Below are 21,966 nucleotides of genomic sequence, written 5' to 3' on the forward strand. Positions count from 1 at the left end.
TATACCAAAAGTACTTAGTGTTAACCTCTTTTATTTCCAACCAGACATCAACATTACCTCTAGTGCATCAGCCTGATTTTTTTTATAATCTCCAACTTTTGTTTTTAAATCCTGTTTAAAATTTTCACCCATTTTTTTTATAAGAGGATGTGGTTCAACACCATCTATCATTGGGTATTCAAATGTATTGTTTACTATATGTTGTTGTGCTTCTTTTGTTAGAAGAAACTCTAGTAATTTTTTTGCATTTTCAGGATTAGGAGAATTTTTTAAAATACCTCCACCGCTTATATTCATATGTGTCCCTCTATCATTTTGATTTGGGAAATAAGGTAAGACTTTCTGAGCAGCTTCTTTTTGATCTTCTCCTTTTTGACCAGATAACATCAAAGCATAGTAGTAAGTATTTGCTATAGCTAAATCAGCTTCACCAGCAGCAACAGCTAAAATTTGAGCTCTATCATTTCCTTTAGGATTTCTTGCAAAATTTGAAACTAGTTTTTTTGCCCACTCTAAAGTTTGTTCTTTACCATTATTTTTAATTAATGATGCAACAAGAGATTGATTGTAAATATTATTAGATTTTCTAATTACAATTTTCCCTTTCCATTTTGAATCTGATAAACTTTCATAAGTTATCCCTTTTAAATCTTCTGAACTTACTCTTTCTGGTGAATAATAAATAATTCTTGCTCTTTTAGCGATACCTGTCCAATTATCAGATCTAAAGTTTGATGGTACAGAAGCCTCTATAGTCGCCGTCATAGAGTTTTGGAACATACCTTTTGTATCAAATGCACCTAATCTTCCAGCATCTGCTGTAATATATAAATCAGCCTTAGAGTCTTTTCCTTCTTCAGTTATTCTTTTTTGCAACGCTTTGTCTTTACCTGAAACTACGTTAACTTTTATACCTGTTTTGTTCGTAAACTTTTCATACAACTGAATGTCAGAGTCGTAATGTCTTGCACTAAAAACATTTACTTCACCTGCTATACTCATTTTGGCAAAGAAAAATAAAATTAATGCTAATAATGTTATTTTTTTCATTTGTATCTCTTTCTTTACCCTGGTTTATTTGCGAATGAGAATTATTCTCAATGCGAATGATTATCAATCGCATATATTGACGCATATATCAATACTTTTTTTACAATTAATAAATGTAGAGTATTTTTATTTCCAGTCGCCGATTTTGCTAAATAAGAAATTTCTAAATGCTTGAACTCTAGCAGTATTTTTTAATGACTGAGGATAAACAAAGTGCGCTTCTGTTATGGGCCCTTCTACTTTCGGAAGTACTTTAATTACATTGTTTGAGTTTGTTACTAGATATTCAGGAAGTGCCGCCAATCCTACACCGGATTCTACGGCTAACAAAAGACCCATTACACTATTTACCTTCATGATTGATTTTCTTTTTTTACCATCATGCATTCCAATTTTTAATGCCCAATCTGGATTATAAACTGGAGAAGGTGCTCCTTTTCCAAACGAAATAAATTTATGTTTATTTAGATCATTTATTGTCTTTGGCATTCCATTTTTTTCTAAGTACTTATTTGATCCATAAATATAATATTTAATATCAACTAGCTTTTTTTGAATATAGTTAAGCTGTTTTGGCCTTCTCATGAAAATTCCAATATCAGCCTGTCTTGTGCTTAAATCTAATTCTTTATCATCAAATACTAATTCAATCTCAATCTCTGGATTAAGTCTCATAAATTCTTGAATTCTAGGCGTTAACCAGTGAGTCCCAAAACTTCTTACTGTTGTTATGGTTAATTTTCCTGTTGGTTTATTCTTCTGATCACCTAAAGATGTTTCAACTTCTTTCAACTTACTTATTACTTCATGTGCAGTTTTAAAAACATATTCACCGTTTTCTGTAAGTGTTAATCCTCTTGCATGTCTTTCAAATAGTTGTACTTTCAAATCTTGTTCTAGGGACTGTATCTGTCTACTGATTGCAGATTGGCTAAGGTTTAAATTTACAGTAGCATTTGTAAAACTTCCAGCTTCTGCAACAGCATGAAAAATTTTTAATTTATCCCAATCCATTATTTATTTACATCTACTAATACTCTTCCAGAAATTTCACCTTTTAAAATTTTTGGATAAGTTTCAATTAGCTCCTCTAAACCTACTGTTAAAACTGATTTTTCAAGCAATTCAAAATCAATTAACTTCGAGGCTTCACCCCACATAAATTCTCTTCTTTTTATACTGCAATTTGCAGAATCCATTCCCCAAACCTTAATTCCTCGTAACATAAAAGGAAGTAAATTGGTGTTAAGTTCATTACTGTTAGCATTTCCACATACAGCTATAATTCCATTAGGCTTTGTTTGTGCAATTGCGTTTGCTAAAATTTTTCCTCCAACAGTGTCTACCACTCCGTCCCATAAACCTTTATCTATTGGTCTAGGGTCTTTATCAAATTCAGCTCTATTTATAATGTTTTTTGCTCCTAAAGATTTTAAATAATCTGACTTACTTTCTTTTCCAGATACTGCAGTTACATTGTATCCTAATTTTGTTAAAACCATTATTGCAACACTGCCAACGCCTCCAGTTGCTCCTGTTACCAAAACATCATTTACTTTTTCCCCAAGCAAAATACTTTCTCTTGCTTGAATTGCAAAAGCACTCATTAAAGAAGTTAAGCCTGCTGTCCCTAAAATCATTGCCTGCTTGCTACTTAAGTTATCAGGTTTTTTTACTAGGAAGTCTGCATTAACTTTTGCTATCTGAGAATAACCACCAAAAAATACTTCTCCAACTCTAAAACCAGTTAATATTACTTCATCGCCTGATTTAAATTTTGAATTTTCACTTTCAATTACTTTTCCTGAAAAATCTATTCCTGGTATGTGCGGATACTCTTTTACTAGTCTTCCACCATTCTTTAGAATCATTCCATCTTTAAAATTTAAATCTGAATATTCTACCTGAACAGTTACATCCCCATGTTTTAAAAAACTTCTATCTAAAGATTTTACTTCTCTAGAAAAATTTTCACCTTCTTGATTAAGAACTATTGCTTTGAATTGATCAGACACTTTAATCTTTTAGCGTAGTGCTAATAAATCGTAAATATCTATTTTGAAAACTTAAATCTTCTTTAAATTGACCTAAATAATAATTTGTTACCGTAGTTGCTTGTTCTTTTTTAATTCCTCTCATAGTCATACACTGATGAGTTGAATCAATTGTTACTGCAACACCTTTTGCATCTAATGATTCCATTAAAGTATTTGCAATTTGCATTGTAAGTCTTTCTTGAGTTTGAAGTCTTTTAGAAAATACTTCAACTACTCTTGCGAGTTTACTTAAGCCTACAACTCTTTCTTTCGGAATATAAGCAACATGAGCTTTTCCAATAATTGGTGCCATGTGATGTTCGCAATGACTTTGAACAGAAATATTTTTCTGAACAACCATGTCATCATATCCTTCTACATCACCAAATGTTTTATCCAAAATTTTATCTGGATCCTCTTTGTAACCTTTAAAATATTCTTTAAATGCTTTAACAACTCTTTTTGGAGTTTCTAATAAACCTTCTCTATTTGGGTCCTCTCCCATCCATGTTAAAATTGTTTTAAAAGCTTCTTCAGCATCTTTGTCTGAAACTTGCTTATTTTCATTTAACTTGTTGTTAGTGTCTTTTACTAATTTCATAGCGCCTTTTTATACAGTAATTACCTAATTTTAAAATATTTATTATATCTAGATATGTGCTACATAATCACATTCTATGTTCAAAAAAAGAGAAAATATCTACGATATCGAGGAAGGAAATCTTCTTTCTCCAAAATTTGATAATGATGGCTTAATACCTGTCATTACTATGTGTTCAAAAACCAAAGATATTTTAATGCACGGCTATATGAATGTTGAAGCATTAAAAAAAACAATTGAAACCAAAGAAGCTCACTACTTTAGTAGATCTAGAAAAGCAATCTGGCACAAAGGTAAAACAAGTGGGTTCACTCAAAAAGTAACAGAGATCAGAATTGATGATGATCAAGACTCAATTTGGTTAACAGTTGATATAGGAGACGGTGCTAGCTGCCATGTTGGATACAGATCATGCTTTTATAGATCTATTCCTATGGGACCAATTGATAATGGACGTAAAGTAGAAATGGAATTTCTTGAAAAAGAAAAAAAATTTGATCCTGAAGAAGTTTATAAAGGACAACCAAATCCTACAAAAATTTAATATTTATGGAAGAAGTTAAATATTTAGTTATAAAAAAATTTGGGCCATCAATATTTAAAATCAAAATACCTAATAAAATAGTTGATAAGTTAAATTCTTATGTTGATAAAATCATTGAGGATAAAGAAAAACAAAAAAAATTAAATTTTGGAAATAATCTAGTAGGTGATGTCACTCAAGAATTTTTTTTAGAACCAGACACTATCAAAGAGACTGGATGGTTAAATTTTTTATCAACATGTGTGCAAAAATGGATAGAAATTGAAACAGGTAAAAAAATTAAAAAATTTCATTTAGAAAAAACATGGATTGTTAGACAGTTTGAAAATGAATACAATCCAACACATTGGCATGGAGGACATGTTTCGGGTGCTGGATTTTTAAAGGTTCCAGAATCTTTAGGAAAACATAAGCAAAAGAAAAATGATATAGAATACTCTGGTGGAAATTTACAGCTAATACATGGTTCAAGAATGTTTTTGTGTAATTCTATTCTTGATATTAAACCAGAAGTTGGGGATTTTTATTTTTTTCCTAATTATCTGATGCATTCAGTTTTCCCATTTAAAAATACAAATGAAGAGAGAAGATCAATTTCATTTAATGCAACTATTGATGAAAATATTTACAATGTCTATAAATATTAATCAAAAAAATGTTCTAGGCGAAGACCTAGAAGAATGTTCCAATGATCCACTTACAGGTTGGTTTAGAGATGGGTGCTGTAATACAGATGAAAATGACCACGGTATACACACTGTCTGTGCAAAAGTTACAAATGAATTTTTAGATTGGTTAAAGGAAGCAGGAAATGATTTAATTACACCTCATCCGGAATTTGGATTTCCTGGATTAAAAGATGGAGATGGCTGGTGCGTGTGTGCAAGTTGGTATGCACGGGCAGTTGAAGCTGGTAAAGGATGTCCAATATTTCTAAAAAGAACCCACGAAAACACTCTTAAATATGTGCCTATTGAAACTTTAAAAAAGTTTGCAATAGATTTGTCCTAATTTACATATTTCCATATCTTGGTCCGCCACCACCTTCTGGTGTCACCCAAGTTATGTTTTGTGAAGGTTCTTTAATATCGCAAGTTTTACAGTGAATACAATTTTGCGAATTAATTACAAACTTATTAACATCATTTTCTCTCTGCACTTCGTATACTCCAGCAGGACAATATCTTTGTGCAGGTTCATCAAATTTTTCTAAAGTGTATTTGATTGGTAAATCGGGATCTTTAAGTTGTAAGTGGACAGGTTGATTGTCAGCATGGTTAGTTCCTGTAAGATAAACTGAACTAGTTTTATCAAAAGTTATTACATTATCGTACTTTGGATAATCAATTTTAGGCATTTGACTTGCAGGTTTTAATGTTTCATGATCTGCATGTTTGTGTTTAAGAGTGAAAGGAAGTTTTCCTCTAAACAAAATTTGATCAATACCTGTAAAGATAATCCCTAAAATTAGTCCCCAACTAAAACTAGGTTTTACATTTCGAGCCTCAAATAATTCTTTATATAACCAACTTTTTTTAAATTTATCTTCATAATTAGATAAATCTTTATTTTCTTTTAAGTGTTCATTAATAGTTTCAGCTGCTATCATTCCACTTTTCATTGCGGTATGAGAGCCTTTAATTTTAGGCATATTTAATGTACCGGCATCACATCCTACTAATAATGCACCTGGCATAAACATTTTAGGTAAACTTTGAAATCCTCCCTCGATTAATGCTCTTGCGCCATATGAAATTCTTTTTCCTCCTTCTATTATTTTTTTAATTGCTGGATGAGTTTTAAATCTTTGAAATTCATCATATGGAGATAAATGTGGATTTTTGTAATCCAATCCTATTACATAGCCTAAAAACACTTGTTTATTTTCAGCGTGATACATAAAGCTTCCACCGTAAGTATTGTTATCAAGTGGCCATCCAGCTGTATGCATTACTAGTCCTTCTTCATGATTTTTTTCTTCTATTTCCCAAATTTCCTTAAAACCAATTCCATATTGCTGGGGATCTTTTCCTTTACTCAGTTCAAATTTTTGAATTAATTGTTTTCCTAGATGACCTCTGCAACCTTCAGCAAATACTGTTACTTTTCCTAAAAGCTCAATGCCTGGTTCAAAACTATCTTTTTTGTTACCCTCTTTATCTATACCCATATCTTGGGTAGCTACTCCTTTAACAGACCCGTCATCGTTATATAAAATTTCACTTGCTGGGAAACCTGGAAAAATTTCTACACCCAAAGCTTCTGCTTGTTCAGCTAACCATCTACATAAGTTAGCTAAACTAATAATATAATTTTTATGATTTTGTTGAACTGCTGGCAAAAGCCAAGTTGGCCAACTTAAAGATTTTGTTTTTCCTAAAAATAAAAATTTTTCTTTTGTTACTTTTGTTTTAATTGGCGAGTTAAGTTCTCTCCAATTAGGTAATAACTCATCTAGAGCTCTTGTTTCAAAAACATTCCCACTCAAAATATGAGCTCCTATTTCTGAAGCTTTTTCAAGCAAACAAACATTCAAATTTGAATCTAATTGTTTTAATTTAATTGCAGTCGCTAATCCTGATGGGCCACCACCAATGATTACAACATCATATTCCATAGATTCTCTAGACATAATCTAATTTTTAACTGTAAGGATTATTTTTGTATAGTGTTTAATTTGTTCAGCTCTTCCATGAACTGAGGCAAAGCTTCAAAGAGATCTGCTTCAAGACCATAATCAGCAACGCTAAAAATTGGGGCCTCACCATCTTTATTAATTGCAACTATAACTTTACTTTCTTTCATGCCCGCTAAATGCTGAATTGCTCCTGATATTCCTACAGCTATATATAAATCTGGCACAACAACTTTTCCTGTTTGCCCAACTTGATGATCATTGCTTATATAACCTGCATCAACTGCAGCTCTTGATGCTCCAATAGCTGCTCCAAGCTTATCAGCAATTTCTGTAATTAATTTAAAGTTATCTCCACTTTGCATTCCTCTTCCACCTGATACAACAATTCTAGCTGTACCTAGTTCAGGTCTATCAGATTTAATTTCTTCTCTTTTTATAAATTTTGTATTTGAAAATTCTTCACCAGCATCAATTTTCTCAATTGGTGCTGAACCTCCTGAGCTTTCACAAGGTTCAAATGAAGTTGGTCTAATAGTTACACATTTTTTTGCATCATTACTTTTAACTGTTGCAAAAGCATTTCCAGCATAAATTGGTCTAACAAAAGTATCAGATGATATTACTTTGATAATGTCACTAACTTGTGAAGTATCAAGATGAGCTGCAATCCTTGGCATTAAATTTTTACCAAATGTATTTGCTGAACAAATAATATGAGAATAATTTTCTGCTAACTTAACCACAACTGGAGCAAAATTTTCTGCAGTGAAATTTTCATAGTGTGGTGCTTCAACACTTAATACTTTTTTAATTACTGGAAGTTCTGATAATTGTTTTGATGCCTCTGCACTATCATTTCCAATTATCACAGCATGAACTTCGCTATCAATTTGTGAAGCGGCTGTAGCCGCATTTAATGTAAATGGTCTTAACTCTTTATTATTATGCTCTGCTATAAGTAAAACTGCCATTATATTACCTTTGCCTCATTTTTTAATTTTTGAACTAATTCTGCTACATTAGCCACTTTAATGCCCGCTTTTCTTTTTGGTGGCTCTTCTACTTTAATTTGCTCTACTCTTGGAGAAGTATCAATACCTAGATCAGATGCAGAAATTTCTTCAATTGGTTTTTTCTTTGCCTTCATAATGTTTGGAAGAGAAGCGTATCTTGGTTCATTTAATCTTAAATCGCAAGTTACAATAGCAGGAACATTTATTTCAATTGTTTCAAGTCCCTCATCTATTTCTCTAGTAACTTCTAGCTTATTATCTTTTACATCAATCTTTGATGCAAAAGTTGCTTGTGGCCAATTTAATAATGCACTCAACATTTGACCTGTTTGATTACAATCATCATCAATTGCTTGTTTTCCCATAAAAACTAAATCTGGATTTTCTTTTTCAACAATCTTTTGTAAAATTTTTGAAACAGCTAAAGGTTCTAGTATTCCATCTGCTTTAACATGAATTCCTCTATCTGCTCCAACTGCTAAAGCCTTTCTAACAGTTTCTTGAGCTTTTTCTTCACCTACAGTTATTGCAACCACTTCAGTTGCCTTTCCTGCTTCTTTAATTTTTACTGCCTCTTCGATTGCATTATCATCTGGTGGATTGGTTGACATTTTTACATTGTCTGTAACTACACCAGTGCCATCCTCTTTGACTCTGATTTGAACGTTATAATCAATAACTCTTTTTACTGCTACTAAGATTTTCATTAAGCTCTCAACAAATTATTTTCTGAATCGTATGGACTTTCATCTAAAACGGTAGCGTCATACATTTCACCCAATATATCAACTTGTAATTTGTCGCCCACATTAGAACAATCAGGTTTTACCATTGCAAGAGCAATTGATTTATCTAATCTAAATCCAAACTCACCACCTGTTGCTCTTCCAACAACTTTACCGTCTTTAAATATAGGATTATTTCCTAGAACATCTGCATCTTTAGTATTGTGAACTTCTAAAGTTACTAATTTGTTATCAAAACCTTTTTCTCTCCATTTATTAAGTGCCTCTAAACCAATAAAGTTTCCTTTATTTGGATGAATAAATCTATCAAGTCCAGACTCATAAGGAGAATATTCAATCGATAATTCTGTTCCTACTAGTTTGTAAGATTTTTCTACTCTTAAACTATTCATTGCTCTGATACCGAATGGTTTAATTCCTAAATCTTTACCAGCTTCCATTAATTTATCAAAAATATGATTTTGATACTCGATTGGATGATGAAGTTCCCATCCAAGTTCACCAACAAAATTTACTCTCATGGCATTAACTGGTGCATATCCTACATTTACATTTTTTGCTGTAAGCCATTTAAAGTTTTCATTAGAAAAATCATCTGTTGAAACTTTTTGCATTAGTTGTCTTGCTTTAGGGCCAGCAACTACCAATACACCTGTACTATTTGTTAAATCTTCAAAAATTACAGATCCATCATCTGGCATCCATTTTTGAATCCAATCATGATCTAATCTTAAATTTGCTCCAGCTGATACTAAGTAATAACTATTTTCAGCTTCTTTCATAATTGTAAATTCTGAATGCACACCACCTTTAGTATTTAATGCATGACATAGATTTATTCTTCCAATCTTTTTTGGAAGTTTGTTTGCAACTAAATAGTCTAAAAACTCTTCTGCTTTAGGTCCTCTTATTCTACATTTTGCAAAAGCAGTCATATCTAAAAGACCAACATTTTCTTTTACGTTTTGACATTCTTTTTTAATAGCATCAAACCATTTTGATCTTCTAAACGACCAATCATCTTTTTGTTCCATTCCATCTGTTGCAAAAAAATTAGGTCTTTCCCATCCAAATTTTTGACCAAAGACTGCTCCTAAATTTTTCATTCTTTCATAACATGGAGCTGTTCTTAAAGGTCTTGCTGCAGGTCTTTCTTCATCTGGATAGTGAACTATAAAAACATGACTGTAAGCCTCTTCATTTTTAGCTTTTAAATAAGATTTTGTTGCATAGTTTCCATATCGTCTTGGCTCAACTCCCAACATATCAATTGTTGGTTCACCGTCTACAATCCATTCAGCAAGTTGCCAACCAGCACCACCTGCTGCAGTTATTCCAAAACTATGACCTTCATTAATCCAAAAATTCTTTAATCCCCAAGCTGGTCCAACAATTGGATTTCCATCAGGTGTATAACAAATTGCTCCATTATAAACTTTCTTTACTCCAACTTCTCCAAAAGCCGGAACTCTATGTATTGCCCCTTCAATATGTGGAGCTAATCTATCTAAATCTTCTTGAAATAATTCGTATTCAGAATTCTTTGATGGTCCTTCTACATAACATGCTGGTGCACCATCTTCATAAGGTCCTAAAATTAATCCACCTGCTTCTTCTCTCATATACCATCTGCTATCACTATCTCTTAAAACACCCATTTCTGGTAAACCATCTTTTTTTCTTTGTTGAATAGCAGGATGAGGTTCAGTTACGATATATTGATGTTCAACAGGAATAACTGGAATATCTAATCCAACCATTTCACCAGTTTGCCTTGCAAAATTTCCAGAACAAGAAATTACATGTTCACACTCTATTGATCCTTTATCTGTTTCAACAATCCATCCATCTTTTGTTTGTCTCATTGATAGAACAGTTGTGTTTCTATAAATCTCGGCTCCCCTATTTCTTGCACCAGTAGCTAAAGCTTGAGTTAAATCTGCAGGTTGGATGTATCCATCTTCTGGGTGTTGAATTGCTCCAACTAAATCATCTGTATGACATAGAGGCCAAATTTCTTTTACTTGTTGTGGAGTTAAAAATTTTACATCTACTCCAATTGTTCGAGCAACACCTGCATACTGATGGTACTCATCCATTCTATCTTTAGTACTTGCTAAACGAATATTTGAAACAACGCTAAAGCCAACATTTTTTCCAGTTTCTTCTTCTAAAGTTTTATAAAGATTTACTGCATACTTATGTAGCTGACCTACAGAGTAACTCATATTAAATAACGGCAATAAACCTGCGGCATGCCAAGTTGAACCTGAAGTTAATTCTTTTCTCTCAACAAGCACAACATCAGACCAACCTTTTTTTGCTAAATGATAAAGAGCACTGACACCAACTACTCCACCACCAACTACTACGACTTTAGTTTTTGTTTTCATTTCGTGATTCCTACTAAATTTTTATTAGTAACGAAACAAAAATGTATCTGTGGATAATCAAATTGAGCTGCCGAGTGGAATTGGACTTGAGACCATTGTGGTCAACCAGCAATCTTTTAAAACTCCTTCGTCTGTATATTTTTCAACCTGCCAATTGAACTTGTGATAAATTTTGTCCTTATCTAAAATGATGACCTCAAATTGAGCCCATTTGTCACTACTGCCAAGCTCTGTAATAGTGTGGCTTAGATGATTAATCATCATTTTATATGAGGCTCCTTTGATCATTCGCTTAAAATTACCTAGGGGACCTGTTACTCTTTTATTATTAGGGTGAGCAAAGGTCCAGGTTTGTTCTATCCCTCTATCTTTATATTCTAAATCATTTTGTTTGAGACCATTAAGTTGAATTTCAACAACTTCTTTTGGAGTAATATTTTTATTTGGATTTACCAGTTCCGAAAATGAATAAACGGTAGTTAATAATAGAATTAATAAAGTACTAAATATTATTCGCAGTTTTTCTAACATCTTCTAAGAACTCTTGTCTTTTTGAGTCGCTTACAAAAGGTACTGCAAAATATCTTCGATAGGTAATGTTATATATGCCACACATATGAAATACCCCTCTTTTAAGTCTTCTAATCGGTAAATTTAAAAAAAATGTTGTGATAGCTAGTCTTGGTGAACCATATGTGCAAAAAATTACCGCTTTCTTTTTTCTTAAATTACCAATTGGATAACCATAGTTTCCAACTAGTTGTTTAAATCTAAATGCCCATGGTGGTGCCAATACTTTATCAATCCACCCTTCAACAATTGCTGGCATTCTAAAATTCCATATTGGCGCAACTAATACAATTGTATCACACTCTTCTATTCTCTTACGATGATCTAAGACTTCAGCACTTGGGTCTTCTCCAGCAAATACAGGATCAAATTTTTCTTTGTATAAATCTACAACGTCTACTTTGTTACCTTTTAATTCAGAATGTTTTATGAATTCATTTTTAATTGCTGCGTTAAATGAATTTTCATTATAATGACCGTAAACTAGGAAAATTTTTTTCATAATTTTTAATTAACAAAAAAAACCAAAAAAACTATAAAATTATTGTTTATTCTGAGGTTTTGTACTTACTATTGTTAATTATATAGACAAATAAAATAGGCAAAATAAGTGTAAGTAAAGTTACAACAATTAACAATATCCCAAGCTCTGAATAATCAGCAGTAGTTTGAATTTCTCCTGAAACTTTATCTTTTACTTCTCTAGTAACTGTAAAAATTTGATTTAAATATTTTGTCCCTAAAGCACTTGCTGAAAGAGCTAAATTTGTAAAAGAAGCAAAAACTGCAAAAAAAGTTGCTTTAAGATGTGAAGGGGCATTTTTAGCAATCCAAGCTAATAAAGGTATCATTGATACCTGACCTAATGGAGACTCTAAAGCTGTATTTAGTATCGCTATAAATTTAGCATCAACTACACCACCTGTTATTGAAGCGGTCCAATTATGAAATCCATAATACATTCCAACACTTGGTAAAAATAAAATTGCACCAGCTATACTTAATACAACAATAATTTTTGCAATTGAGTTATTGGCCATAAAAGGTCTCAATAAAACAATTCCAGCCAATGTTAAAATTGATGCCAGTAAAGACAAAATTGAAAAAAATTGTTCATTAAAACCAAGTTCATCAATTTCAAACCATGTTAGACCAGGACCAGGACCTGGCATTGCTCTAAATATAAATATAATTACTGCAGTACCAACAATTGTTAACCTTAAATTTTCTGGCAACTCTTTGATGAGCTTAAACATCAAAAATAAAATTATGATAACTGAACCAATGAAAACAATTTCTTGTGCAAAAGGAACTTTGAACGATCCGATAGATAAAGTGAAAATAACAAAAATTAAGCTTCCTCCAAGGATCCACCAATTAATTTTTGTTTTCTCAGTTCCTCTTTCTTCTTTAAATTCAAGTCCTTTAGATTTTAAATTTTGAATTTTCTTATTCCTTAAATATTTTGCTAAAAATACCCCTAAGATTGAAACAACTGGAATAACTAACGCATATAAATAAATTTTACCGTATAGAGAAATTTTAGCAGACTGATCTAGGCTATCTACATCTCTAAATAAAATTACATTCACCAACGCAACTAAAACAGTGCCTCCAATAATTGCAAAACGACCAAGGGTTTGCATTGTTGTATGCATAATTTTAACTTGATCTTTACTGTAATCATTTCCACTCTCATCAGTTAATGGGACAGCTTCAACAGTCATAGCATCAGCAACAACATCTTGAATTACATAACCAACAGGTGCTAAAATTACGCTAATCACAAACCAAGTCTCAACTGTGAAAATTTCAGACATGTCTTCTGTATGAATTATAAGTCCATACATAATCAGCAAACTTAAAGCGATTAAAGAAGCGCCAAAGTAAACCATATAATTTTTTCTATTCCATATAAGATCTACCAAATGTCCTAAAGGCATTTTTAATGCCCATGGAATTCCAGCCCAGAACCCAAGTCCAGCTAAAAAAGCTGCAGATAAATTTAAATAATCTTTAACAAAAAAAGTTCCAACTATTCCAGTTAATCCAGAAATACCAGCCGCAACATAAACCATCAAAGGAGGCAAATAAGTCCATTTAAATTGTCGACCTAAATCTAAAAAAGTACTGTCTAAAAATTTTAAAACTTTATTCATAAAAATTATTTCTACTCATTATAAACAATTAAGAAAAATTATAAATTTATCTTGAGGAGCTTAAATTGAATGATTTAACTAAGTAAAATCCTACAAACATTGAAACAACAAAAGTTATTGAGTAAATATTCAATAAAGCAACAGATGTTATCGCTGGACCAGGACATAACCCTCCTAAGCCCCATCCAGCACCAAATAATGCTGAACCTAATATTAATTGATTATTAATTGTTTTGTTATTTGAATAATTAAATTTCTCTGCAAGTAGTGGTTTTTCTTTTTTCTTAATTATATGAAACAAAGGAGATGAAACAGCCAAAGCTCCCATCATGACAAATGCAAGAGAAGGATCCCAATCTCCAAATAAATCTAAAAAGCCTAATACTTTTGCTGGATTAACCATTTCAGATATCACTAAACCAATACCAAATATTATACCTGAAATAAGGGAAGCTAATTTGTTCATAATAAATTTTTTATAAATACAGTTAATATTCCAACAATCATAAATGTAATTGTTGCAATAATTGATCTTAAAGAAAATCTTCCAATACCACTTATACCGTGGCCACTTGTACAGCCACCACTGATCCGTGTTCCGATTCCAACCAACAAACCCGCTGCTATCATCAAGACATAAGAATTAGAAATACTAATGTTAATTCCTCCTTTAGAAAATAAGGAATAAATAAATGGTGCAATAATTAATCCCAATAAGAATAATAAATTATCAAATTTATTTTCTTTTTCTGTTAACGCATTACTTGCGATACCACTTATTCCTACTAAACGACCGTTCAGTAAAAAAAATACCACTACTGCTAATCCAATTATCAATCCGCCAGTAAAAGCCGGAATTGGTGTAAAATTTTCTATGTTCATAAAATTAATTACTCAAAACAGGAAAAGCCTGTCTTACTTTTAAAAAAAATTTTTGATATTCCATTTTAGTACATTTGTTTTCTACATATTCTATATTATTTTTTTCTACAAGTGACTTTGCATTTTCGTCTCTTATTCCAAGTTGTAACCATAATACCTTAGCACCAATTTTCACAGTATCTTCAGCTATGCCAAAGGCTTCTTTAGAAGGTCTAAAAACATCTACAATGTCAATAGGATCTTTAATTTCTGTTATCGAAGCATACACTTCTTCACCTAAAATTTTTTTACCCTTAGCTGATGGGTTAACTGGATAAACTTTATAGCCATACTCTTGCATATATTTCATAACAATAGTTGAAGGTTTTTTTAAATCATTACTAACACCAATCATCGCTATAGACTTAGAATTTTCTAAAATTCTCTTTATGTCACTCATTTAGTTATTTGTTTTCTTTTTTAATTTGTTCTTCGCAGAATTTTCTTGCTGCATTCAAATCAGTAATTTTAGTATCAGATAATTTTTGACTTCCTGCAATACAAGCATCTACTGCTCTTTTAAAATTATGATCTTTAAAATTTAATACAAAGTACATTCCAAAAATAATAAATAAAATAATGAGTATATTTTTTTTATTCTTCATTATTATTTATGTTTCCAATTTGGTTGTCTTTTTTCTAAGAAGGCCGAGATGCCTTCTTTTGCATCCATTGCCATCATATTAACAGTCATCATTTTGCTAGTGTATGCATAAGCATTTCTTAGAGGCATTTCTAATTGCTTATAAAAAGCCTGTTTTCCGATTTTAATGGTCAAATTAGATTTCGATCCAATTTTTTTTGCTACTTTTAAAACTTCATCGTTTAATTTTGATTTAGAAAAATGATCATTTATTAAACCAATTTCTTTTGCATAATTTGCTTTGATAGGTTCTCCTGTTAAAAGCATCTCCATCATTGGTTTACGATTAATTTTTCTACTAACCGCCACCATTGGTGTGCTGCAAAACAATCCAATATTTACACCAGGTGTCGCGAATAAAGCGTCTTTGGTGCTATATGCGAGATCACAACTTGCAACTAACTGACAGCCTGCTGCAAAAGCTGCCCCATGAACCTTTGCAATAACTGGTTTTTTTCCTTCAACAATTTGCAACATAACCTTAGAGCAAAGATTAAATAACTTTTGATATTTATCTTTTTTTTTTAGACTTCTGACTTCTTTTAGATTATGGCCAGCACTAAATCCTTTTCCTGCGCCCTCTATGATTATTACTTTAGTTTTTTTATCAGCATCTAATTTTTTTAATGATTTTAATAAATCGGAAAGATTTTTAAATGAAAGAGAATTATATGTTTTTGGTTCATCAATTATTATTGATGAAATCTCAGAATTAATTTTCTTTATTTTAATATTACTAGTCATTTAATCAGTTAATCCATCGGATCTAGCCTGATTTCTTTCTATATGAATTGGTAAAACTTTACCATAAATTGCTTTTGAGTGTTCTGGGGTATTTACTCTATAAGGATCTAAGACATAAGCAGGAATACACATATATCTAGATTTTTGACCTTCTACTTTTGTTACTCTATGCAAAGTAAATCTTCCTTTAAAAATTTGAAGATCCCCTGGTTCTAATTTAAGCTGTTTTACTCTTGATCGATCTCCTTCTAAAACTTTTTTAACCTCATCAAAATTTTCGTTTCCTGGTGCTCTAATATTTGGACAATATTCAAAAACACCTCCTTTTTCAGGTTTCTGTATCATCAAACTTAGAGTGAATTCACAACTATCAAAATGCCAAGGAAGAATTCCATCTGGCTTCATAACATTGTACGCATGACAAGCCAAAGGGTCTGCCCATCTATAAATAGGGGAAATACCTAAACATGCAGAAACAAATTTTAAAAGTTCTTCTGTTTCATAAAGATATTTCATTTCTGAATTTTTTGCAAAGCAATCTGAATTTAAATATCCATTATACCTTTCCATAAAATTTCTCTTTGGATGTTTTTCAGGTAAACTTGGATCATCTTTAGCATAAAGATATGCATTGATGCTTTCTTTAGACATATAAACTTCATCAAGTTGTTTTTCTAATTCTGAATTCATTACCTCTAAAGATTTAGGTAAAATAAAATTTGGAATAGTTGAACAACTATATTGGTCTAATTCTTCCTTACATTTTTTTACTAAATTTTTAATGATCGGAGAATTTAAATCGTGAATAGGATATTTTTTTAAATCGACAATAGTATTTAATCTATCGTTCATTAAAAATTATTTTAACTTACCCTCTTCTCTCATTTGAGCTCTAATTTTAGTAGCTGAAATTTTTTGAGTTTCTTCATCTAAAACTATTTCCTCAATTTTGTAACCAACGCCTCTTCCGTAACAAATATTTGTAATATTAGGAACTAACATAATTTTAAATTGACCTTCAAATTCAGGATTTAATCTTTCTTCAATATTTTTTTTTACAGTTTCAAAATCAAATGGATTATCATCCACTCCTTGTACATCTCTTATTTGAATACAAACTTGTCCTGTTTTTTTTATTATTTCTTTAAACAGTTTATAGTGCCCATCATGAAAGGGTTGCCATCTTCCTAACATTTGCGCTGTAGGTTTTTTATTATCCCATTGATATGTCATTTTTTTATCTCCTCAATTATTAAAGGTGCCCATTTCTTAGCATCCTGAGTTGTTACATGGTAGTCAAAGTTTTTTGGATTAACAAACATTTGGTTGGTATCTTCAAATCTACCTTTCTTTATTGTATCTACCCAAATTCTAAAATCTGCTGGAAACATACTTCTTGCCTCCGGTGTAGGAGCAACAAAGTCTGCAATTACATAATTACCCTCAGCCTTTAATTTTAGAGCAAATTCTGCCATTCTTTTAGCTTGTCTTACTCTACCTTCTTCTGAAAAATCCCAATCATTAGCTGCTTTTCTAACTTCATCAGCATTCAATCTATTTGCATTTAAATGAGGTGCCATTTCATTTGCTAAAGTAGTTTTACCTGCACCAGGTAAACCCATTACTAAAATAATTTTCATTAAATATCTTCTAAGGGATGATGGGACATTAATTCAAGTCCATTTTCACCAATAAGGTATTGTTGCTCAAGTTTAACACCTTCTTTACCACCTACTTTACCAATGTAGCTCTCAACTGTTATAGTCATATTTTTTTGAAACATTCCACTACGTTCACCACCATCTGTTGGATATCTAATTGCAGGCCACTCATCGCAAAGACCTATTCCATGTACCATTACAGAGTATCTATTTGGGTAGTAATCTTCAGGTAAAACCCATGATTTATCTGTGAATTCTTTAAAAGATAAACCATCTTTAATTAGTCTTGAATTGTAGTCTATTTGTTCAACAGCCATTGAATATAATTTTTTTTGTTCCTCATTAAATTTATTACCAACTACAAATGCTCTAGAAATATCTGCACAGTATCCATAGGGTCCTACCATGTCTGTATCAAAAGCAACTAGTTCACCATCTTGAATAACTTTGTTTCCACATTCTTGCATCCAAGGATTTGTTCTTTCTCCTGAAGCTAATAATCTACACTCAATCCATTCACCATAATTTTCTATATTTGTTTGATGAAGAATTGACCATAATTCGTTTTCAGTCATTCCTGGTTTTAGTTGTTCTCTCATTTTAACAATGCCCATTTCAGCAACATCTATTGCTGATCTCATACATTTAATTTCTTCAGATGATTTAATTACTCTTGCTTGTTCTAAAATTAATTTTGCATCTACAATTTCAATACCTTCTTTATTTAAAGCTGCAACTGCAGGACCATTTAAAACATCAATAGCAATTTTTTTTGATTTAAAATATGATTTAGATAAATCTTTTACCTCATTAACCCATTTTTGTAATTGTACTTCTGATTGATCACCGTTACTAAAATAATCCCAGGTTATTGCTGGCCTAATTTCATCTATAAGATTTAATCCTTCAGATAATTTTTCACAATTAAAATATTCGTAAAGAATTATTGGGCCATTAACTGGTACAAAACAATATCTTGTAAGATTGTGCATATTATAAACACTCATGTTTAAAGTGTCTAAAGCATATCGAACATTTACTGGATCAAATAAAAAGCAAGCTTCTAAATTATTTTTTTCTAATTCTTTTCTAACTCTATCTAAACGATATGATCTAAGTTTATCAAAATCTATTTCATCTTCTCTTAATCTTTTTTTGGTAATAAAATTCTGTTTTGGTTTAAATTCTGGAGCTATTTTTCTACTAAACCTCATATTACTCTATATAATCCTAACCATGCATTAACATCTTTGCTTGCAATATAATCAGATTTAAAAAATTCTATTTCTTCCCATTTCTTATTATCTTTTAGTATATCAATTTTTTTATCAAAACCATACTCTTCGTGAATACCTTCATTTATAGTAAAACAAATCAATCCTCCTGGTTTTGTTATTCTTATGAACTCATCTAATGCATTAGGTTTTACATGGCCAAATGTAAACGTACCAACACACATCAGTCCACCATAAAAATTATTCTCAGCTTCTATTGGTTGGTTTAAATCAACTTTAACTAATTTTTGATAAAGATCTTTTGGAACTGTATCTAATAAGGTTTGAGATAAATCAGCTCCATGAAAATTTTTAAAACCATACTTTTTTAACTCAACTCCAACTAGACCTGTTCCACAGCCTGCATCAAAAATTAGCGTATCTTTATTATTTTCGTGCTTATTGAAAGTTTTTACAGTTTCCTTTGGGCCTGTATAGTTCCAATCAACCATATCTTTATTATACTTATCTTTATTTCCCCACTCGTCGTAGTACTTCATGACTTCATCGGTGGTTTTAAGTTTATAAATTGGTATTTTGTTTCCTACGTCTTTTTGTGCCATTAGCTTCTCATTTTTTGACCACTTGGATCATAAAGTGGTTCTTTAATTATTGAGCAATTAAATAAATCACCATTTATCTCCACTTGAACTTTATTTTCAGATTTAATTTTATCCTGATCAACAAAAGTAAAAGCGACACTCTTATTTACAAAATGTGCAAAACCACCTGAGGTAACATAACCTATACTTTGATCTCCATTCATAACAGCTTCATTATTTGTTACATCAATATCATTGGTTTCAACAATTAAAGGTGTAAGTTTATGTGAGGAGTTTTCCTTTTGTGCACTCTCTTTACCTATAAATTCTTTATCCCAATTGATAAAAGCATCTAATCCTGTTTCTTTAGCAGTAAAATCTGGTCTATAATCTAATGTCCAAGCTCCCCAATTTTTCTCTAACCTCATTGACATTAATGCTCTTCCACCAAATGGTTTAATATTAAATTCTTTTCCAGCTTCCATTAATTCTTCGTATAATTTTAGTTGATAATGAGGTGCTACATAAATTTCATATCCAAGTTCGCCAGTAAATGAAATTCTATTTATTATTGCCGGAACTCCGCCAACAAACATTCTTCTAGAATCTCTAAATTTAAATTTTTCATTTGAAACATCGTCTCTTACAATTTTTTCTAAAACTTTCCTCGAGTTAGGTCCTGCAATAGACAAACCATGATATTCATCAGATCTATTAGAATAACTTAAATTAAATTTATCTAAATGACTCTCAAACCAACGTCTATGCATTTCTTGAGCAGCTCCAGAACCAAATACCATGAATTCATTTTCGTCTAAACAAGCTACAGTTAAATCACCACATAATTTTCCTCTATACGATAACATTGGTGATAAAGATATTCTTCCTGGTTTTGGAAGTTTTCCAGCCATTATGTGATCTAAAAATTTTCTAGCATCAGGACCTTTGAATTCATGTTTTGAAAAGTTAGCAACTTCAATTAAACCAACGTTTTCTCTTACATTAATAACTTCCTTTGAAACATAATCATGTGATCTTGATCTTTTTATTGTTGGTTCCTCATGAGCATCTTCTTTATTATTTGCAAACCACAAAACATTTTCCAATCCAAAACTATCTCCCATAACAGCACCTTGATTTACAAAACGATCATATAGTGCAGTAGTTTTTTGTTTTCTTCCTTTTGGTAAAGTTTCATTTGGAAATGTCATAATAAATCTTCGTTCATAATTTTCTGAGGATTTGATTGTTCCATATTGAGGTGAAGCGTAATCTCCAAATCTAGCAACATCCATTGCCCAAACATCAATGGAAGGTTCTCCATCAATAATCCATTCAGCAATACATTTTCCAACACCACCGCCTTGGCAAAATCCAGCCATAACACCAACTGCAACCCAATAATTTTTCATTCCAGGCACTGGACCAATTAATGGACTTCCGTCTGGACCAAAAGTAAAAGGTCCATTAACTATATTTTTTATTCCTGCCCGCTCTAATGCTGGCATTCTCTCAAACCCAATTGCTAATCGATCTTCAATATTATCTAATTTTGGCTCAAGTAATTCATGTCCAAAATTCATTGGTGTACCTTCAACTTTCCAAGGTGTTGATTTAGGTTCATATGTTCCAAGCAACATCCCTTTTCCTTCTTGTCTAAAGTAAATATTTCCTTCAAAATCTGTTCCAATTGGTAATCTTTGGTCACCCATTGCTTCAATTTCTGGAATAGGTTCAGTGATCAAATAATGATGCTCCATTGGTTGAACTGGAAGATTAAGCCCAGCTAATTGACCAACTTCTCTTGCCCAAAGTCCTCCTGCATTAATTACTATTTCAGCATTGATGTTTCCTTTTTCAGTAAAGACATCCCAAGTTCCGTCCTCTTTTTGTTTCGTGTCTTTTACAACAGTGTGGGTGTAATATTTTCCACCATGAACTTTTGCTGCTTTTGCAAAAGCATAAGTAACTCCTGATGGATCAACTTCACCATCTATAGGATCCCATAACGCTAATAAATATCTAGAAGGGTCAATTAAAGGATGTTTCTTTTTTACTTCTTCTAAAGAAATAAATTCTTGGTCAAGTCCCATGTATCTTGCTTTTGATCTTTCTCTCTTTAAATAATCAGCCCACACTTCATTTGAAGCTAAATAAAAACCTCCACTAGGTTTAAAGCCTACAGAATGACCTGACTCTTTTTCTATTTCTTTATATAAGCCTATTGTATAAGCCATCATCCTAGAGATATTAGGGTCAGATGAAATCACGTGAACATTTCCCGCTGCGTGCCAAGAAGAACCTGATGTTAGTTCATTTCTTTCAAGTAAAATACAATCCTTTAACCCAAATTTAGATAAATGGTAAAGAATAGAACATCCTACAACACCACCACCTATGATTACAACTTTAGCATTTTTCTCCATAAATT

25 protein-coding genes are annotated in these 21,966 nt (G+C 31.6%); 3 read left to right on the forward strand and 22 right to left on the reverse strand.

What is annotated here, in order from left to right; genetic code table 11:
* Nucleotides 1-30: 30 nt before the first annotated feature.
* From ACTTA4_RS03645 to folE, 4 genes are all read right to left on the reverse strand, one after another.
* Nucleotides 31-1,050, reverse strand: coding sequence for an extracellular solute-binding protein (locus ACTTA4_RS03645; RefSeq protein WP_440633568.1), 1,020 nt, complete (start codon nt 1,048-1,050; stop codon nt 31-33).
* Between the two features lie 126 nt (nt 1,051-1,176).
* The gene (locus ACTTA4_RS03650; RefSeq protein WP_075506134.1) at nt 1,177-2,064 is read right to left on the reverse strand and encodes a LysR family transcriptional regulator; all 888 of its coding nucleotides are present in this window, start codon (nt 2,062-2,064) and stop codon (nt 1,177-1,179) included.
* Nucleotides 2,064-3,065 carry an MDR family oxidoreductase gene (locus ACTTA4_RS03655; protein ID WP_440633569.1) on the reverse strand — a complete coding sequence of 334 codons (1,002 nt, stop codon included), beginning with the start codon at nt 3,063-3,065 and terminating at the stop codon, nt 2,064-2,066. The genes ACTTA4_RS03650 and ACTTA4_RS03655 overlap by 1 nt, the downstream gene beginning before the upstream one ends.
* Nucleotide 3,066: 1 nt before the next feature.
* Nucleotides 3,067-3,687 carry a GTP cyclohydrolase I FolE gene (gene folE, locus ACTTA4_RS03660; RefSeq protein WP_440633570.1) on the reverse strand — a complete coding sequence of 207 codons (621 nt, stop codon included), beginning with the start codon at nt 3,685-3,687 and terminating at the stop codon, nt 3,067-3,069.
* A 76-nt stretch (nt 3,688-3,763) separates the two neighbouring features.
* On the opposite strand from folE, the gene hisI reads away from it, so the two are divergent.
* From hisI to ACTTA4_RS03675, 3 genes are read left to right on the forward strand one after another with little or no spacing between them, the layout of a single operon-like run.
* Nucleotides 3,764-4,231: a phosphoribosyl-AMP cyclohydrolase gene (hisI, locus tag ACTTA4_RS03665; protein ID WP_075506137.1), complete on the forward strand. Its 468-nt coding sequence runs from the start codon at nt 3,764-3,766 to the stop codon at nt 4,229-4,231.
* A gap of 5 nt (nt 4,232-4,236) precedes the next feature.
* Nucleotides 4,237-4,878: a putative 2OG-Fe(II) oxygenase gene (locus tag ACTTA4_RS03670; RefSeq protein WP_440633571.1), complete on the forward strand. Its 642-nt coding sequence runs from the start codon at nt 4,237-4,239 to the stop codon at nt 4,876-4,878.
* A complete protein-coding gene (locus ACTTA4_RS03675; RefSeq protein WP_440634176.1) occupies nt 4,868-5,242 on the forward strand; it encodes a DUF2237 family protein in 375 nt (124 codons plus the stop codon). The genes ACTTA4_RS03670 and ACTTA4_RS03675 overlap by 11 nt, the downstream gene beginning before the upstream one ends.
* Nucleotide 5,243: 1 nt before the next feature.
* Here the strand turns inward: ACTTA4_RS03675 and ACTTA4_RS03680 are convergent, their stop codons facing one another.
* Genes ACTTA4_RS03680 through ACTTA4_RS03765 form a run of 18 tightly spaced genes read right to left on the reverse strand, consistent with a single transcriptional unit; the run spans nt 5,244 to nt 21,961 of the window.
* Complete coding sequence (locus ACTTA4_RS03680) at nt 5,244-6,863, reverse strand: electron transfer flavoprotein-ubiquinone oxidoreductase (RefSeq protein ID WP_440633572.1); 1,620 nt, start codon at nt 6,861-6,863, stop codon at nt 5,244-5,246.
* A gap of 23 nt (nt 6,864-6,886) precedes the next feature.
* Nucleotides 6,887-7,840 (reverse strand): electron transfer flavoprotein subunit alpha/FixB family protein, encoded by a 954-nt coding sequence (locus tag ACTTA4_RS03685; protein ID WP_075506139.1) that lies wholly within the window; start codon nt 7,838-7,840, stop codon nt 6,887-6,889.
* A complete protein-coding gene (locus tag ACTTA4_RS03690; protein ID WP_440633573.1) occupies nt 7,840-8,589 on the reverse strand; it encodes an electron transfer flavoprotein subunit beta/FixA family protein in 750 nt (249 codons plus the stop codon). The genes ACTTA4_RS03685 and ACTTA4_RS03690 overlap by 1 nt, the downstream gene beginning before the upstream one ends.
* Nucleotides 8,589-11,021, reverse strand: coding sequence for a GcvT family protein (locus ACTTA4_RS03695; RefSeq protein WP_440633574.1), 2,433 nt, complete (start codon nt 11,019-11,021; stop codon nt 8,589-8,591). Before ACTTA4_RS03695 ends, ACTTA4_RS03690 begins: the two co-directional genes overlap by 1 nt.
* A 57-nt stretch (nt 11,022-11,078) precedes the next feature.
* Nucleotides 11,079-11,552, reverse strand: coding sequence for a hypothetical protein (locus ACTTA4_RS03700; RefSeq protein WP_440633575.1), 474 nt, complete (start codon nt 11,550-11,552; stop codon nt 11,079-11,081).
* Nucleotides 11,524-12,093, reverse strand: coding sequence for an NAD(P)H-dependent oxidoreductase (locus ACTTA4_RS03705; RefSeq protein WP_440633576.1), 570 nt, complete (start codon nt 12,091-12,093; stop codon nt 11,524-11,526). Before ACTTA4_RS03705 ends, ACTTA4_RS03700 begins: the two co-directional genes overlap by 29 nt.
* A 46-nt stretch (nt 12,094-12,139) precedes the next feature.
* The gene (locus ACTTA4_RS03710) at nt 12,140-13,750 is read right to left on the reverse strand and encodes a hypothetical protein (protein WP_440633577.1); all 1,611 of its coding nucleotides are present in this window, start codon (nt 13,748-13,750) and stop codon (nt 12,140-12,142) included.
* Nucleotides 13,751-13,796: 46 nt separating this feature from the next.
* Entirely contained in the window at nt 13,797-14,216 is a 420-nt protein-coding gene (locus tag ACTTA4_RS03715; RefSeq protein WP_440633578.1) for a DUF6691 family protein, read from the reverse strand.
* The gene (locus ACTTA4_RS03720) at nt 14,213-14,632 is read right to left on the reverse strand and encodes a YeeE/YedE family protein (protein ID WP_440633579.1); all 420 of its coding nucleotides are present in this window, start codon (nt 14,630-14,632) and stop codon (nt 14,213-14,215) included. Before ACTTA4_RS03720 ends, ACTTA4_RS03715 begins: the two co-directional genes overlap by 4 nt.
* 4 nt (nt 14,633-14,636) lie before the next feature.
* Nucleotides 14,637-15,071, reverse strand: coding sequence for a CoA-binding protein (locus tag ACTTA4_RS03725; protein WP_440618200.1), 435 nt, complete (start codon nt 15,069-15,071; stop codon nt 14,637-14,639).
* Between the two features lie 4 nt (nt 15,072-15,075).
* Complete coding sequence (locus ACTTA4_RS03730; RefSeq protein ID WP_440633580.1) at nt 15,076-15,276, reverse strand: hypothetical protein; 201 nt, start codon at nt 15,274-15,276, stop codon at nt 15,076-15,078.
* Nucleotides 15,277-15,278: 2 nt separating this feature from the next.
* Nucleotides 15,279-16,058, reverse strand: coding sequence for an enoyl-CoA hydratase (locus tag ACTTA4_RS03735; protein WP_440633581.1), 780 nt, complete (start codon nt 16,056-16,058; stop codon nt 15,279-15,281).
* Entirely contained in the window at nt 16,059-16,910 is an 852-nt protein-coding gene (locus ACTTA4_RS03740; protein ID WP_440633582.1) for a HalD/BesD family halogenase, read from the reverse strand.
* A gap of 6 nt (nt 16,911-16,916) precedes the next feature.
* A complete protein-coding gene (locus tag ACTTA4_RS03745; protein ID WP_075506148.1) occupies nt 16,917-17,291 on the reverse strand; it encodes a cytidyltransferase in 375 nt (124 codons plus the stop codon).
* Entirely contained in the window at nt 17,288-17,698 is a 411-nt protein-coding gene (locus ACTTA4_RS03750; RefSeq protein WP_440633583.1) for an AAA family ATPase, read from the reverse strand. Before ACTTA4_RS03750 ends, ACTTA4_RS03745 begins: the two co-directional genes overlap by 4 nt.
* Complete coding sequence (locus tag ACTTA4_RS03755; RefSeq protein ID WP_440633584.1) at nt 17,698-18,933, reverse strand: M24 family metallopeptidase; 1,236 nt, start codon at nt 18,931-18,933, stop codon at nt 17,698-17,700. Before ACTTA4_RS03755 ends, ACTTA4_RS03750 begins: the two co-directional genes overlap by 1 nt.
* Nucleotides 18,930-19,556 carry a class I SAM-dependent DNA methyltransferase gene (locus ACTTA4_RS03760; protein WP_440633585.1) on the reverse strand — a complete coding sequence of 209 codons (627 nt, stop codon included), beginning with the start codon at nt 19,554-19,556 and terminating at the stop codon, nt 18,930-18,932. Before ACTTA4_RS03760 ends, ACTTA4_RS03755 begins: the two co-directional genes overlap by 4 nt.
* Nucleotides 19,556-21,961: a GcvT family protein gene (locus ACTTA4_RS03765; protein WP_440633586.1), complete on the reverse strand. Its 2,406-nt coding sequence runs from the start codon at nt 21,959-21,961 to the stop codon at nt 19,556-19,558. The genes ACTTA4_RS03760 and ACTTA4_RS03765 overlap by 1 nt, the downstream gene beginning before the upstream one ends.
* Nucleotides 21,962-21,966 lie beyond the last annotated feature (5 nt).

It is taken from the genome of Candidatus Pelagibacter sp. HIMB1485, from assembly GCF_052048055.1.
Taxonomy (GTDB): domain Bacteria; phylum Pseudomonadota; class Alphaproteobacteria; order Pelagibacterales; family Pelagibacteraceae; genus Pelagibacter.